14 protein-coding genes are annotated in these 13,680 nt (G+C 73.7%); 5 read left to right on the top strand and 9 right to left on the bottom strand.

The genetic code is table 11. From position 1 onward, the window contains the following. Window positions 1–250 precede the first annotated feature (250 nt). Entirely contained in the window at window positions 251–343 is a 93-nt protein-coding gene (locus MTQ10_RS31695; protein ID WP_374117641.1) for a putative leader peptide, read from the bottom strand. A 228-nt stretch (window positions 344–571) separates the two neighbouring features. Between MTQ10_RS31695 and MTQ10_RS19625 the strand changes: the two genes are divergently transcribed. The 5 genes from MTQ10_RS19625 to MTQ10_RS19605 all read left to right on the top strand — a co-directional run bounded on the left by MTQ10_RS19625 (window position 572) and on the right by MTQ10_RS19605 (window position 5,532). Next, window positions 572–1,705 (top strand): acyl-CoA dehydrogenase family protein, encoded by a 1,134-nt coding sequence (locus MTQ10_RS19625; protein ID WP_247469856.1) that lies wholly within the window; start codon window positions 572–574, stop codon window positions 1,703–1,705. Between the two features lie 203 nt (window positions 1,706–1,908). Beyond that, window positions 1,909–3,072, top strand: coding sequence for an SDR family oxidoreductase (locus MTQ10_RS19620; protein WP_247469854.1), 1,164 nt, complete (start codon window positions 1,909–1,911; stop codon window positions 3,070–3,072). Further along, window positions 3,069–4,337 carry an aspartate aminotransferase family protein gene (locus tag MTQ10_RS19615; protein ID WP_247469852.1) on the top strand — a complete coding sequence of 423 codons (1,269 nt, stop codon included), beginning with the start codon at window positions 3,069–3,071 and terminating at the stop codon, window positions 4,335–4,337. Before MTQ10_RS19620 ends, MTQ10_RS19615 begins: the two co-directional genes overlap by 4 nt. A 135-nt stretch (window positions 4,338–4,472) precedes the next feature. Next, complete coding sequence (locus MTQ10_RS19610) at window positions 4,473–4,994, top strand: type II toxin-antitoxin system RatA family toxin (RefSeq protein WP_247469850.1); 522 nt, start codon at window positions 4,473–4,475, stop codon at window positions 4,992–4,994. Further along, window positions 4,987–5,532 (top strand): flavin reductase family protein, encoded by a 546-nt coding sequence (locus tag MTQ10_RS19605; RefSeq protein WP_247469848.1) that lies wholly within the window; start codon window positions 4,987–4,989, stop codon window positions 5,530–5,532. Before MTQ10_RS19610 ends, MTQ10_RS19605 begins: the two co-directional genes overlap by 8 nt. A gap of 339 nt (window positions 5,533–5,871) precedes the next feature. Here MTQ10_RS19605 and MTQ10_RS19600 read toward each other — a convergent pair whose 3' ends face one another. From MTQ10_RS19600 to MTQ10_RS19565, 8 genes are all read right to left on the bottom strand, one after another. Next, on the bottom strand, window positions 5,872–6,924 hold the full coding sequence (locus MTQ10_RS19600; protein ID WP_247469847.1) for a fatty acid desaturase family protein: 1,053 nt from the start codon (window positions 6,922–6,924) through the stop codon (window positions 5,872–5,874). A gap of 115 nt (window positions 6,925–7,039) precedes the next feature. After that, window positions 7,040–8,008, bottom strand: a complete 969-nt coding sequence (locus MTQ10_RS19595; RefSeq protein WP_247469846.1) for a VlmB-like protein — start codon at window positions 8,006–8,008, stop codon at window positions 7,040–7,042. A gap of 141 nt (window positions 8,009–8,149) precedes the next feature. Next, complete coding sequence (locus MTQ10_RS19590) at window positions 8,150–9,175, bottom strand: DUF2156 domain-containing protein (protein WP_247469844.1); 1,026 nt, start codon at window positions 9,173–9,175, stop codon at window positions 8,150–8,152. After that, a complete protein-coding gene (locus tag MTQ10_RS19585; protein ID WP_247469843.1) occupies window positions 9,172–9,639 on the bottom strand; it encodes a hypothetical protein in 468 nt (155 codons plus the stop codon). Before MTQ10_RS19585 ends, MTQ10_RS19590 begins: the two co-directional genes overlap by 4 nt. 6 nt (window positions 9,640–9,645) lie before the next feature. Next, window positions 9,646–10,482: an SAM-dependent methyltransferase gene (locus MTQ10_RS19580; RefSeq protein ID WP_247469842.1), complete on the bottom strand. Its 837-nt coding sequence runs from the start codon at window positions 10,480–10,482 to the stop codon at window positions 9,646–9,648. Window positions 10,483–10,619: 137 nt separating this feature from the next. Beyond that, a complete protein-coding gene (locus tag MTQ10_RS19575; protein WP_247469840.1) occupies window positions 10,620–12,176 on the bottom strand; it encodes an ABC1 kinase family protein in 1,557 nt (518 codons plus the stop codon). 152 nt (window positions 12,177–12,328) lie between these two features. Then, window positions 12,329–12,871, bottom strand: coding sequence for a hypothetical protein (locus MTQ10_RS19570; protein WP_247469838.1), 543 nt, complete (start codon window positions 12,869–12,871; stop codon window positions 12,329–12,331). Window positions 12,872–12,987: 116 nt separating this feature from the next. Then, on the bottom strand, window positions 12,988–13,464 hold the full coding sequence (locus MTQ10_RS19565; protein ID WP_247469836.1) for an RNA polymerase sigma factor: 477 nt from the start codon (window positions 13,462–13,464) through the stop codon (window positions 12,988–12,990). Between the last annotated feature and the right edge of the window lie 216 nt (window positions 13,465–13,680).

Here is a 13,680-nt window from a genome sequence, read left to right as displayed (position 1 = left end):
GGTCCGGGGCGGGCGGTCGGGGCCGGGTGGCAGGGGCGGCGGTTCGGCGGGTGCGGCCTGTCGGGGCAGACGGCTCGGGCGGCGGCGTGGGGCCGTACGGATGCGGTGGGGCCGTACGGGTGCTGTCGTGCCGTGCCGGAGCCGCGGCCGTTGCACGCGCGGGGTGAAGGCGGGCACGCGCGGGACGAGGTCTCCGGGCACGGCAGGGACGCACACCGCTCCCCCGCCCTCCGGGCCGGGTTCCGCGGGCTCAGCGCCCCCTGCGGGACATCCCCGTCGCGCCGCACACCCGCTGAAGGTCGATGTGCCGGCGGGACGTCAGAAGCGGGGTGGGGGGAAGCATGGTTCCGGTGCTCGTGCGACCAAGGTCCGGCTCTGCACGCCCCATCTGTTTCCCTACCAATTCACTAGGATTCCCTGAGTGTCGAACGGCCCGCTGCCGCCGTCAAGAGGGCGTCCGCCTGTCGGTCCTGCCGTCTCACGTTCCGGGGATTCGGAGCGGTCGCGAGGGGTGCCCGTGCCTCGCGCGTAAACACAAGCGACGTCCGAGACCGATCGAGCAGGGGACGAGATGAGATTCCTGGAACGTGAGCGGGCGGCCCTGGAGAAGCTGCTGCCGGGGCTCGACGACAAGCTGCGCGCCGTACCGCTGATGGACCTGGAGCGGCCGGGCAGCCCGGCCGTCGGACTGTTCCGCGCGTGCGGCGGGCCGGGGCTGCTGGCGCCCGAGGAGTTCCAGGGCCGCGGGGCGGGCGCGCTGGACGCCGTACGGGTGCAGCGGGCTCTGGGCAGCCGGTCGCCGTCGCTGGCCGTGGCGACGACCATGCACCACTTCTCGATGGCCACCCTGGTCCGGCTCAGCCAGGACGGGGAGGGCCTGGAGTGGATGCTCGTCCAGGCCGTGGCCTCGGAGAACAAGCTGATGGCGTCCGGGTTCGCGGAGGGCCGCAGCGGCACCGGCATCCTCTCCCCGTCGATGACGGCCGTCCCCACCCCTGAGGGCCTGCGGATCAGCGGGGTGAAACGGCCCTGCAGCCTGGCCCGTTCGATGGATCTGCTGACCGCCAGCGTCCTGGTGCCGGGCGAGGACGGCGGCGAGCCGGAACTGGCCGTCGCGCTGATCCCGGCGGACAGCGAGGGCCTCGCCGTGAGCGGCTTCTGGTCCAGCTCGTTCCTGGCCGGCGCGGAGAGCGAGCAGGTCACCCTCGACAATGTCCTCGTACCGGCCGACCTGCTGGTGCGGACCGCCTGCCCGCCGGGCGCACGGCTGGACGAGGTGCAGACCGTGGGCCTGGTCTGGTTCGAGCTGCTGATGACCGGCAGCTATCTCGGCGCGGCGAGCGCCCTGGTGGAGCGGGTGCTGCTCAACGACCGGGTGCCGGAGGGCGAGCGGGTGGCGCTGCTGGTCGCCGCCGAGGCCGCCGCGGCCGGCGTGGAGGGCCTCGCCCGGCGTGTCGACGAGGGCGGCATCGACGAATCGGTGCTCGCGGAGGCGCTGTTCGTACGGTACGGCGTCCAGGACGCCCTCGGCCGGATCGTGCCGCGCGCCGTAGAACTGCTCGGCGGGCTCAACTTCATGTCCTCCGACGAGGTCGGCCATCTCGCCGCCTGCACCCACGGCCTCGCCCTGCACCCGCCGGCCCGGTCGCGGATGACCGGGCCGTTCGCCAGGTACCTGGCGGACGCGCCGCTCACCGTGGCCTGAGCGCGCGGTTCTCCGTGGCCCGGGCACCCCGCTCACCGTGGCCCGGGCGCTCGGTTCACCGTGGCCCGAGCACGCCGCTGACCGTCGCCCGAGCCGCGGTTCACGTGGCCCGGCGCCTGCACGCCTCCGCTCCGCCGTCTCCGTCCGGCATCTCCGTCCGGCATCTCCGTCCGATGCCTCCGTCCGACGAGGGGATCACCGTCATGCCTTCATGGAAAGAAGCCCCGCCCGATCGCCCCACCGTGCTGCTCACCGGCGGCTCCGGTGTGCTCGGCCGTGCCCTGATCGACGAACTGGCGGACGACCACCGCCTGGTGTGCCTGCGCCACCGCACCCCGCTCGACGACCCCCGCGTGGAGGAGGTCCACGCCGACCTGCTGCGCCCCGGCCTCGGCCTCGGCACCGCCGAACGCGACCGGCTCGCCGCGCGCGTGGACGCCGTCGTGCACTCGGCCGCCGCCACCAACTGGAGGGCGGCGCCCGAGGCCATCCGCCACGCCAACCTCAACGGCACCCGCGCCGTGCTCGACCTCGCCGAACGGGCCGGCGCGCCCGTGCACCACATCAGCACCGCCTTCGTCGCCAACCCGCTCGCGCCCGAGGAGCAGGAACGCTTCCCGGGCGCCGCCGCCTATCTCGCGTCCAAGGCGGAGGCCGAACAGGTCGTACGGAAGGCGGCCGTGCCGGGGGTGATCCTGCGCCCGTCGGTGGTGATGGGCGACTCCGCAACAGGCCGCATCGCGGGCGCCCAGGGCCTGACCCGGGCGCTCGGCGCCATCGTGAAGGGGCAGGTGCCCGTGCTGCCGGGCGCGCCGGGCGCACGGATCGACATGGTGCCGCAGGACGTCGTGGCGCGGGCCGTCGGCGATCTGCTGCGGTCGGGCGTCACCCACGGCGAGTACTGGCTGACGGCCGGGCCCGAGGCTCTGCTCCAGCGTGAAGTGGTGGAAACCTGCCTGGAGTTCGCCGCACGGTACGGGCCGCGCCCACAGCCGCCCCGGCTGCTGCCGCTGGAGTCGGTGCACCGGCTGCTGCTGCCGCTGATCGAGGGCCCCGCCTTCCCGGAGTCGCTGCGCCGCCGCTTCCGCACCTACGCCGAGCTGCTGCTGGTGTTCCAGCGCGCGCTGCCCTTCGACTCCTCCCTCGGCGGCCCGCACTGCGGCCCCACCGTGACCCGGGCGGGCCTGCGGGAGGCGCTGCTGCGCAACCTGGCCGCCTGGGCGGCGGGCCCGGGCGGACTGCGGCAGCGCCGCCCCCGGACGGCGCCGCGACCGGGCACGCTCACGGGGGAGCCGGCCGCACGCACGGCTGATCCGCCCGCCCGCACGGGGAATCCGGCCGCGCTCACCGGGGAGCCGGCCGCATGACCACGAACCCGACGACCCCCGGCACGCACACCGCCGGCGAGGACATCGCCCACTTGTACCGGGAGCATCTGGCCGTCGGCCGTGCCGTTCTCGGGGAGGTCCTCGGCGGCATGGTGGAGACCCGCTCCGAGGGCGCCTGGGTGCTCACCGCCGACGGCCGCTCGTACCTCGACTTCGGCGGGTACGGCGTCTTCGTCCTCGGCCACCGCCACCCCGCCGTCACCGAGGCCGTGCACCGGCAGATCGACGCCCATCCGCTGGCCACCCGGGTCTTCCTCGAGCCGGTCGCCGCGCGCGCCGCCGCCGCCCTGACCCGGCACACCCCGCCCGGCCTGGACCGCGTCCACTTCGTCAACTCCGGCGCGGAAGCCACCGAAGCCGGACTGAAACTGGCCCGCGCGCACGGGCACACCACGCTGATCAGCACGGCCGGCGGCTACCACGGCAAGACGCTGGGCGCGCTCAGCGCCACCGCCAGCCCCGCCTACCAGGAGCCGTTCCGGCCGCTGCTGCCGGACACCGTGGCCGTGCCGTACGGCGACACGGAGGCGATGTCCGAGGCGCTCGCCCGTTCCGGGCGGCGGGCCTGCGTCATCGTGGAGCCCGTGCAGGGCGAGGGCGGCGTGCGCCTCCCCCCGCCCGGCTATCTCGCCGACCTGGGCCGGCTGTGCCGTACGCACGGCGCGTTCCTGATCGTCGACGAGATCCAGACCGGACTCGGGCGGCTCGGCTCGTGGTGGGGCATGGACGGCGAACGGGTCCGCCCCGATGTGCTGCTCGTCGGCAAGGGGCTCAGCGGCGGTGTCGTGCCGGTCGCGGCCATGGTCGCCACCGACGAGGCCTACAAGCCCTTCTCGAAGGACCCCTACCTGCACACGTCCACCTTCGCCGCCTCGCCGATCGCGTGCGCCGCCGCGCTCGCCGCCGTGGAGACCCTGGACCGCGAGGACATCGCGGGCCGGGCCCGGGCGCTGGGCCTTCGGCTGCTGCACGGCGTACGCGCGGCCTGCACGCCGTACACCGGCGGGCTGGTGCGCGAGGTACGCGGGCGGGGCCTGCTGATCGGCCTGGAGTTCGGCGCCGAGCAGGCCGTGGGCGAGATGATCCTGGAGCTCGTCGGCAGGGGCGTCCTGGTCAACCACTCCCTCAACGCCGGGCGGGTGCTGCGCCTCACCCCGCCCGCCGTCGTCACCGACGACGAGGTGCGGCGGTTCCTCGCCGCGCTGGCCGAGGCGCTCGACGCCGTGGCGGCCCGGCTGGGCTGAGGGCCCGGCCGCCTGCCCGCCCGGGCCGGCGGTCCGGCCGCCGCGGAATTCCCGAACCTTCAGGTCGTGTCCGACCTGGGACGACAGCCGTCCCGGTGACATCCGTCCCGGCGACGGCGGAAAGGTGCTGCCCAGATGCGCCATGTGACCGTGACGATGACCGCCCACGACATCGGACCGGAGACCGCCTACGAACGGATCCGCGACTTCCGCAGCTATCCGGACGTCACCGACACCGTCCGCGAGGTCGTCGTCCATCCGCCCGACGCCGACGGCGGCGTGGTCTCCGACTGGACCGTACGTTTCCGGAACGGGCTGATGCGGTGGTCGGAACGCGACACGTTCGCCCCGGAGTCCCTGATCGTGTCCTTCACCCAACTGCGCGGCGATTTCGAGGAGTTCGAGGGCCGCTGGCGGTGCGCCCCGGCCGGGCGCGGCACCACCGTCACCTTCGAGGCCGTCTTCGACCTGGGCATCCCCACGCTGGCGGAGCTGCTGGACCCGGTGGCCGAGGCGACGTTGCGCAGCAACATCGAGCTGATCGCGGGCGGGCTGCTCGGCCGTGTCACCGTCGAACCGGCCGCCCCAGCCGGGTCGCCCGCTGTGCCGGGTGCGTCGCTCGCCGAGGCCGGGGCGCCGGCCGCCGCCCATGGCTGAGCCCGCCCTCGCGGCGCTCCCGGCGCCCGCCGCGGGCTGGGACGCGCTGCGTGACGACCCCGGCCCCGACAGCGTCCGCTGCCTCGGCCTGTACGCCAGGCTGGCGGCGGGCGTCGCCGTGGTCACCGCGCTCCAGCCGGGCGGCGCCCCGTCAGGGACGACGGTGTCGTCCCTGACGTCCGTGTCGGCCCGGCCGCCGCTGCTGCTGGTCTGCCTGCGCCACGGCAGCCGTACCCTCGCCGCGCTGACCGGCCGCGGCACCTTCGCCGTCAGCCTTCTGACGGAGCGTCAGCAACGGATGGCGGAGCGGTTCGCCGACCCGGCGGTGCCGCATGCCGCACGCTTCGCCGGGCTGCCCGTACGGCGCGTGCTGGGACTGCCGGTGCTGGCCGACGGGCTCGGCTGGGCGGTGTGCCTCGTGGAGGACGTCCGCCGTTACGGCGACCACCAACTGGTCGTCGGCCGCGTACGGGCCGTCGAGGCCGGCGACGGCCGGCCGCTGCTGTGGCACGCCCGGTCCTTCCACGCCCTGGAGTGACCGCCCCCTCCCCCTGAGGACGCCCGGCCATCCGGCCGGGCGTCCTCGCGTGTGCGGTCCGCCAGACCCCTTGCGCCCCCCTCGATGCCCGCACGCGGTACGTACGTCCCGGACGTGCCGTGGCACGCCGTGCGTGCCGTACTGCCGCACACGAGGGAGGACGGCTCGGGTGAGGGAGCACGCGGGACGGACGGCGGAACACGGCGGTGGGTGAGGCCCCGGTCCGGGGCCTCACCCACCGCCGTGTCCCCTCGGCTCCCCCGCCGAGCGTGGGCCCCGCCCGTCGTCGCACGGGCGGGGCCGTCGCCGCACGGGCGGGGCCGTCGGCTCACCGGCCCGTCACGCGGTGACCGTGCCGGAGCGCAGCACCTCGCTCGCCGAGCCGAGGTGGCGGGCGAGGTCGCGGTAGGACTCCAGCACCCCGGTCTCGGTGTAGGCGACGCCGCGTTCGGCGCAGAACGCCTTGACGATCGGGTACGCGTGGCGCAGCGCGGCACGCGGCATGCCGGGGAACAAGTGGTGCTCGATCTGATAGTTGAGGCCGCCGAAGAAGAAGTCGCCGATCAGGCCGGTGGGCAGAGTGCGGGCGGTGAGGACCTGCCGTTCCAGCCAGCTCCACTCGCCGCCGGTACGGGTGGGCAGCCCCTTGTGGTTGATGGCGAAGCCCAGGCCGAGAAGGTAGCCGAGGAGCACCTGGTGGACGGCGAGGAACAGCAGCGCGCTCGGCCAGGGCAGCAGCCAGAACAGGGCGCCGAAGAACAGCACGGCGTGCGCGGCCATCAGGCCGCCCTCCAGCCAGGGCCGCCGCACGGCGCGCCGGCGCAGGGCGATCACCCCGGCGATGCGCAGCACGACGGCCTCCAGGCCGAGCAGCGGGAAGAACAGGTACTGCTGGCGGGCGGCGACGAAGCGGGCGAGGCCGGTGCGCTGCCGGGCCTGCTCGGGTGCGAAGATCGCGACGCGGCGCAGGATGTCGGGGTCCAGCTCCAGATGGTTGGGATGGTTGTGGTGCCGGTTGTGGTGCTGCACCCACCAGCCGAAGCAGACGCCCAGCATCAGGTTGCCGTGGATCAGGCCGAGGGCGCGGATGGTCTTCTGGGAGCGGCTGATCTGCCGGTGCCCGGCGTCGTGCAGCAGGAACGCTAGCTGCTCGTGCCAGACGGCCAGCCAGAGCGCGGCGAGGACGACCTGCCACCAGGTGCCGTCGGTCAGGGCGAGCGCCGCCCAGCCGAGGCCGTTCATCAGCCAGACGACGGCGATGGCCGCCGCGTACTGGACCTTGCGGGGGCGCATGAGGCCGGCGTCCTGGACGCGGCGGGTCAGTTCGCGGAAGTCCTCCTCCGCGGCGCCCGGTTCACGCGGGGCGGAGTCGACTGCCGGAAGGTCGGTCATCGGGATGCCACCAGGCCTTTCGTGCCTCGGGAGGGGAAGGGTGCGAGGGTGCGCGGGCGCCGGGCGCCGGTCACGGGGCGATGCCCATGGCCGGTGCTCGGGCGCCGGGCGCCGGTCACGGGGCGATGCCCATGTCGGCGAGCCGGCTGCGCTGGGTCCGCTCGGCCCATTCGGCGGCCGTACGCATGCGTTCCTCGGCGGTGGTGTCCACGAGCCGGCGGCCGGGCCACACCTCGTGGTCGCCGGCGATGTCACGGTGCTGCTCCAGGCCCTGCTGGAAGAGGGTCTCTCGGCGCAGGGTCAGCTCCCCCACCGGCAGCCGGGACCACAATTCGGTGCCGCGGCCGATGAGTTCGGCGATACGCGGTCGGTCCTCGGGATGATCGCGCAGATGGCGGCGGACGATGGTGGTACCGACGGACAGATGGCGGATCTCGTCGATGCCGGCGGCGCGTTCGATCTGCGCGGCGGGCGGGTCGAAGGGCCGCCACTTGCGTTCGCTCAGCTCGGCGGTGGGGGCGAGGACGCCTTCGACGAGGACGGTGAGGGTGATGACGCCGCCGATGTAGTCGCCGCCGTCGCGCAGCACGGCCAGCCCGAACTCCTCCAGCGGGGTGAGGATCGCGTCCCGGTCGGCGCCGGCCAGTTCCTCCATGACGGCTTCCAGGTCCTTCTCCGGTACGCCGAGTTCGAGGAGATGGCCGCGGAAGGCGTAGGCGTGGCGGGCCTCGTCCATCAGCTGGGTGGTGTAGAAGTCCATGCCGGCCAGGTCGGGGGCGCAGGCGACGAGATGACCGAGGGCGCGGGCGGCCTTCTCCTCGGCCATGGAGCGGAACGCCAGCTCCTGCATGACGGCCTGCCGCAGCGGGCCGTCCTCCAGCATGTGCGCGGGCACGGGCACGTCGTCGGTGCGGCCCATGGGGTCGCCGCCGAGGGTGCCCTCGGGCACGGCCCGGAACCAGTAGCCGAGGTCGCAGCCCTCCGGCGTCAGCTCGGTGTGCAGGGCACCCTCCAGCAGGCCGGGAGCGCGGTGCCGGTCGGCCTCGGCGGGGACGGAGCGGGCGGTGGTGGCGGGTGTGGTCATGGTGTGCCTCCGGGGGTGCGGTGGAGGGTCGGACGGGAGGTCGTGCCGAACGGATGGAAGGTCGGATGCCGAACGGGCGGTAGGCCGGATGCCGGACGGGTGGAAGGCCGGATGCCGGACAGAGGGGGCGCGGCGCGGGATTCAGACGGCCCGTGTCAGGCGCATCAGCCGCCAGACGGCGCCCGGGCTGACCCCGTGCTGGAAGGCGAGGTACTCCGGTTCGATCACCTGGGGGCGCCACTTGAGCTTGAAGGACTCCTGGGTGGCGGCCGGGTAGATCGCCTGCCCCTTGGCGGCGATCAGCTCCACGGCGCGCCGCAGGGCGCCGCTGGTTGGGCCGAACGCGCAGGCATCCAGGCGGAGTTGGACGAACGGGGTGAAGCCGAGGTGGAGCCAGCCGCAGCTCTCCTCCTGGAAGAGCCGCAGCGCCGTGGCGAAGATCAGCTCGACGGTGCCGGGCGGGGCGTCGGGCAGCCGGCGCGTCAGGTCGTACAGCCAGCCGGCCCGCTCGCCGAAGACCGGCGAGTACGACACGTAGGCGACGGTCCGCCCGTCGTGCCGGGCAGTGAAGAGACGGCGGTGGGGTGCGCCGGGGCCGTCGCGTTCGCCGATGAGGAAGTCGAGTTCCTTCACATGGCGGCCCTTGCCGCGCAGCCAGGCACGGTCGATCGCGTCGAGGGCGCGGGCCGTGTCCGGCACGTGCCGTTCGCCGGAGGGCACCTCGGTGACGGTGACGCCCTCGCGGCGGGCCCGGTTGACCATGTTGCGGACCTTGACCATGCGCTGCCCGCCGAGGCCGTAGCCGTCGAGGGCGATACTGAAGGACGCGCCGAACTGGTTGACGGTGAAGCCGTGCCGGGTGTGCAGTTCGGCGGCCGTGCGGTCCAGTTGCACGGCGGTCACGCGGCGTCCGGCGCGGCCCGCCTCGTCGAGCAGGGCGGCGAGCAGCCGCTCCCGGTCGGCGGGGGCGCACACGGGCCCACCGAGCTGGAACAGATGCCGTCGGCCCGCCTCGCGGAACGGCACGAACCCGTCGACGCGGGGTGCGCGGAAGCGGCGGTTGCCCTCGTTCAGGGCGAGGAAAGCGCTGGAGTGGTGGGCGTGGCGGCGCAGCAGGTCGTACGCCTCGTCGTCGGTGAGCGCGCGGGGCGCCTGGCGCAGGCTCATCGTGCCGCCGCCCGGTGCCAGGGGACGGTGGCGAAGTCCCGCAGCGCGTCCTGCACGGCCGGGTGGGGCAGCGGCTCGAAGGACACGGTGAACGGTTTGATGAAGTTGCCGAACAGGGCGCGGTCGCCGAACAGATGGATCGGCAGCACCAGCAGCGCCCACTCCCAGCCCCACAGCAGCACCCAGGCGCCGACGACGGCGCCCTGCACGCTGAGGCTGTGCATCGTGTTGTACAGCACGTAGTAGACGCGGGAGATCCGCCGGTCGCGCCTGCGGTGGTAGGCGAGGGCCCCCGGCAGGTAGCCGATCAGGTCGACGTAGAGGAAGAGCGCGGCGGCCACCCACCAGCGGATCTCGGACAGGTGGGCGAGGAAGAACCCGGCGGCGGTCAGCAGGCCGAGGAGGTATTCCAGGCGGAGCAGCCGGTAGGTGGTGGGGGTCTGGCAGAGGTTGCGTCCGTCCACCGGGGGTCACCGCCCGCCGGCCGGTCGGGTCGCGGTCACGAGGATCATGCTCTGTGTCTCCAGACCGGGATGGGCGGCCAGGTGGGGTGCGAAACGCTCGACGGCGTACGGCAGGGCGAGCAGGTCGGCGGCCTCGGCGTGCCAGCCGTGCTCGCCCCACCACTTCTCGGGGTCGGCGAGCTGCCACACCCAGGGCGTGCCGGAGCCGGCGAGGGCGTCCAGCCAGGGGCGGACGAACGGCGAGTCGGCGGCGTCGGCGTTCAGGCACTCCGCGCCGAGGGTGCTTCCGGGCGCGGACAGTTCCCCGGCGGCGGCCACGAGCCGGTCGACGGCCTCCGGCGGCAGATAGAACAGCAGTCCCTCGCAGAGCCACGCGGTGGGCCGGGCCGGGTCGAAGCCGGCGGCGAGCAGTGCGCCGGGCCAGTCCTCCCGCAGGTCGGCGGCGACGGGGGTGCGGCGGGCGGTGGGGGTGTGCCCGGCGAGGATGCGTTCCTTGAAGGCGTGCACGGCGGGCAGGTCCACCTCGAACACCTGTGTGTCGTCGGGCCAGTCGAGCCGGTGGGCGCGGGTGTCGAGGCCTGCGCCGACCAGCACGACCTGCCGGTTCGCGGCGCGGGCGGCGGCGAGGAGATGGTCGTCGAAGAAGCGGGTGCGTACGGCGAGCCAGTCGGGCAGCACCTGCTGGAGCGGCCCGCTCCCGGGCGGGGCGCCGGGGTCGGCGGCGGAGGCGAGGAATGCGGCGGCGAGCGGGTCGTGGAACAGGGCGTCGTCGCGCGCGGACTCGTGGGCGCGCATCCGTACCGTCCACAGGGCGGTGTCGTCGTGCGGACGGTACATGGGCATGGGTGGGTGGTGTCCTTTGTCGCCGGGTGGGTGGTGACGGCCGGGGTGGTCGGTGGTCGCCGGTCGAGGTGGTGGCGGCCACTCGTGCCCTCCGGCGGTCGCCGGGAGGGGTCGTGCTGCGCGCGGACGGCCGACGGTCAGCGTGAGGTGCGGCGCCGGTCGAGGAGCAGGGCGGCGGCGCCGAGGGCGAGCAGGCCGCGGGAGGGTTTCCAGGCGCGCTGGCCGCCCATCGAGGCGGGTGTGTAGGGCTCGTTGACCTGGAGGGCGAGGCGGCGGTTGGCGGCGTCGGCGAGGATGCCGCGCCACTGTTCGGGGCCGGTGGTGAAGGCGGCGAGCAGGTCCATGGTGTTGCGGGCGGCCTGGTCGAGGGAGAAGTACTCGCGCAGCAGGCTGAGGATGATGCCGCGCACCTCGGCCTTGAACACCTCGGCGAGCGCGATGTCCGGGGCCAGGCAGCGCACCGATCCTTCCAGGTTGGCGAAGGACTTGCCGAGCAGCGAGATCGAGGGCGCCGATCCGATGCCGCGCCGGGTGGCCTTCTCCAGGACGGTGGTCAGGGACACCCCGAAGTTGATGTCCTCCAGGGAGGCCGTGGCCACCTTGGGCACCAGCGCGGCCATGTCGGCGGCGAAGGCGGGCAGGTCGGACCAGGCGGTCACCCGGCCCATCTCGGCCCACGCCCAGGCGAGGCCGTGGCCGTCGTTCTGCGCGATGGACATCAGCAGCGGCAGCAGCCGCAGGCTGGTGCGCCGGTCGAGTCGGCCGACCATGCCCCAGTCGATGAGGGTGGCGGGGCCTCCGGGCTGCGCGAAGACGTTGCCGGCGTGCGGGTCGGCGTGGAACATGCGGTCCACGAAGTAGCCGCGGTACATGAACCGCAGCAGGTCCTTGCCGATGTCGGTGCGTTCGCGGTCGCTGAACATGCGCCGGTCCAGATGGCGTACGGAGGTGCCGGGCGCCAGGGACTGCACGAGCACCTTGGGCGTGGCGTGCACGACGCGCGGCACGTCCAGGCTCGGATAGCGGCGGATGTTCTCGCGGGCCTCGTCCATGTTGCGGGCCTCGCCGGTGAAGTCCAGCTCGGGTTCCATCGCGTCGAAGATGGAGCCGAGCATGGCCTCGACGTCGATGACCTCGTTGAAGCGGGGCGCGGTGCGGGCGATGATCCTGGACGCCTTGCGCATGAGGGCCATGTCGGCTTGTACGGCGTCGCGGATGCCGGGGCGTTGCACCTTGACGACGGCGGGCCGCCCGCCGGGCAGTTCGACGCGGTACACCTGGGCGAGGGAGGCGGCGCCGAGCGGCCGTACGGTGTCGATGTCGTCGAAGCACCGCTTCCAGTCCGGGCCCAGCTCGCCGGCGAGGACGGGCTCGAAGACGGAGAACGGCTGCACGTCGACGCGGTCGTGCAGGTTCTGCAGCTCGGCGATCATCGCGGGCGGCACCATGTCGGGCCGGGTGGACAGGATCTGGCCGAGCTTCACATAGAAGGGGCCGAGGCTCTCCAGGGCGTGGCGGACGGCTCTCGCGCGGCGGGCCCCGTCCCCGGTGGAGGGCTCGTCCGGGGACGGGGAGCCGGGGTCGCGGGCGGGGCGCCGGCGGAAGCGGGCGACCTGTCCGACCTCGTCGGCGACGAGGGTTCCCAGCACCTTCACGACCAGCCGGAGCCGGTTGCCGAGCGGTGCTCCGCCCATGGGCTGAACCTCCTGAATCCCTGGGGGTGTGCGGTCGTACGAGGGAGGGCCGACGGCCGCTGAGGGGCGGCCGGGGGACGGTGGGCCGCGGGAGGTCACCGGGCGGCCGAAGGGGTGCCGCCCGGTGACCGACCGGGTGGGGGGGTGTCGGCTCAGGCGCTCTTGGTGCTGCTGGTGCCGGTCGCCTTCTGCACGTTCTCCAGCACTCGGGTGAGGGCGGAGACCATCTCGGTGAGCTGCCTGAGCTGGCCGGGGAGCTGGGCGAGGCCCTCGACCGTGCCCGCGGCGCCCTGGACGGCGCCGGCCGCGCCGCCCGCCAACTGGGCGACGCCCGCGAGCGGGTTGGCACCGGCGCCCGCGGCCCCGGTCAGCGCGGCAAGGGGGTTGGTCACACCCGTCGCCGCGGCGAGGGGGTCGGCGGGGGCGCCGGTGAGCGCGGCGAGGGGGTTCGCTCCGCCGCCCGCGAGCGCGGCGAGCGGGTTGGGCACGCCGAGGACCGACAGCGCGCCGGCGGTCCTCAGCACATCGGCCGGCAGCCCGGTCAGCGCCTGCAACGGGGCTCCGAAGCCGGACCGGTCCGTGCAGTTGTCGTCCTCGTCGTCGCGGTCGAGGATCTCGTCGAACGCCTTCTTGACGCTGTCGGCGATGTCACCGATGAGGTCCTTGAGGGTGTCCTGGGTGTTGTTCTTGGACACGGTTCTGCCTTTCATCTCGGCGGGCCCCGCTCCCCGGCGGGTTTCATCCGGAATTCACAGAGTCCCGAAATCGAATACGTCCGTAAGGCGGCGGCGCTTCCGGAAAATGCGGCGCGCTACGCCGCCGCCCCGTCCAGCGCGCGGGCGCACACCATTCGCAACCGCGCGCGCCCGCGCGTGAACGCGCCCTCGGCGGCCTTCACCGAGATCTGGTGCATACGCGCGAATTCCACGGTGGAAATGCCCTGGGCGCGCGCCAGCACCACCTGCCGTTCCCGGCCGCGCAACTGCTCGACCTGGCCGAGCAGCCACCGCCCGAAGTCCTGGTCGCAGACGCCTTCGTCGGGCAGCTCCGGCACCCCGACGGTGGCGGCGCGGCGCAGCAGGCGGCGGCGTCTTTCCTGTTCACGGTAGTGGTCGACGCACAGTCGCAGGGCGACGGAGGTGAGGAACGGCCCGATCCGGTCGGGGTCCAGGCCGCTGTGGGAGGCCGCCCGGAGTATGGCCTCCTGCACACAGTCCTCCGCGTCCTGGGCGTTGGGCAACCGCCGGCGCACCAGCCGCATGAGGCGTTCCCGGTGCGAGGCGATCACATCCCACGATAATTTCCGCTGGAACTCCGACGAACCAAGAAGTTCTTTCGTTCGATCCACTAAATCCCTCCGCCTGTCACCCCGAAAGGCAGGCGTGATGCGTGCTCATCCGGTGAGACCGAGTTCGCGTAGGGCGTCGGCGGGGTGGTTGCGGTAGTGGTCGTGGGCGGCGGCGTTGTTCTTCCATCCGGCGAGGTGAGCGAGGCTGATCGCCAG

It is taken from the genome of Streptomyces sp. XM83C (assembly GCF_023072675.1).
Classification (GTDB): domain Bacteria; phylum Actinomycetota; class Actinomycetes; order Streptomycetales; family Streptomycetaceae; genus Streptomyces; species Streptomyces thermocoprophilus.
Note: the sequence above shows the minus strand (reverse complement) of the source record. Positions and strands in the feature narration are given on the sequence as shown.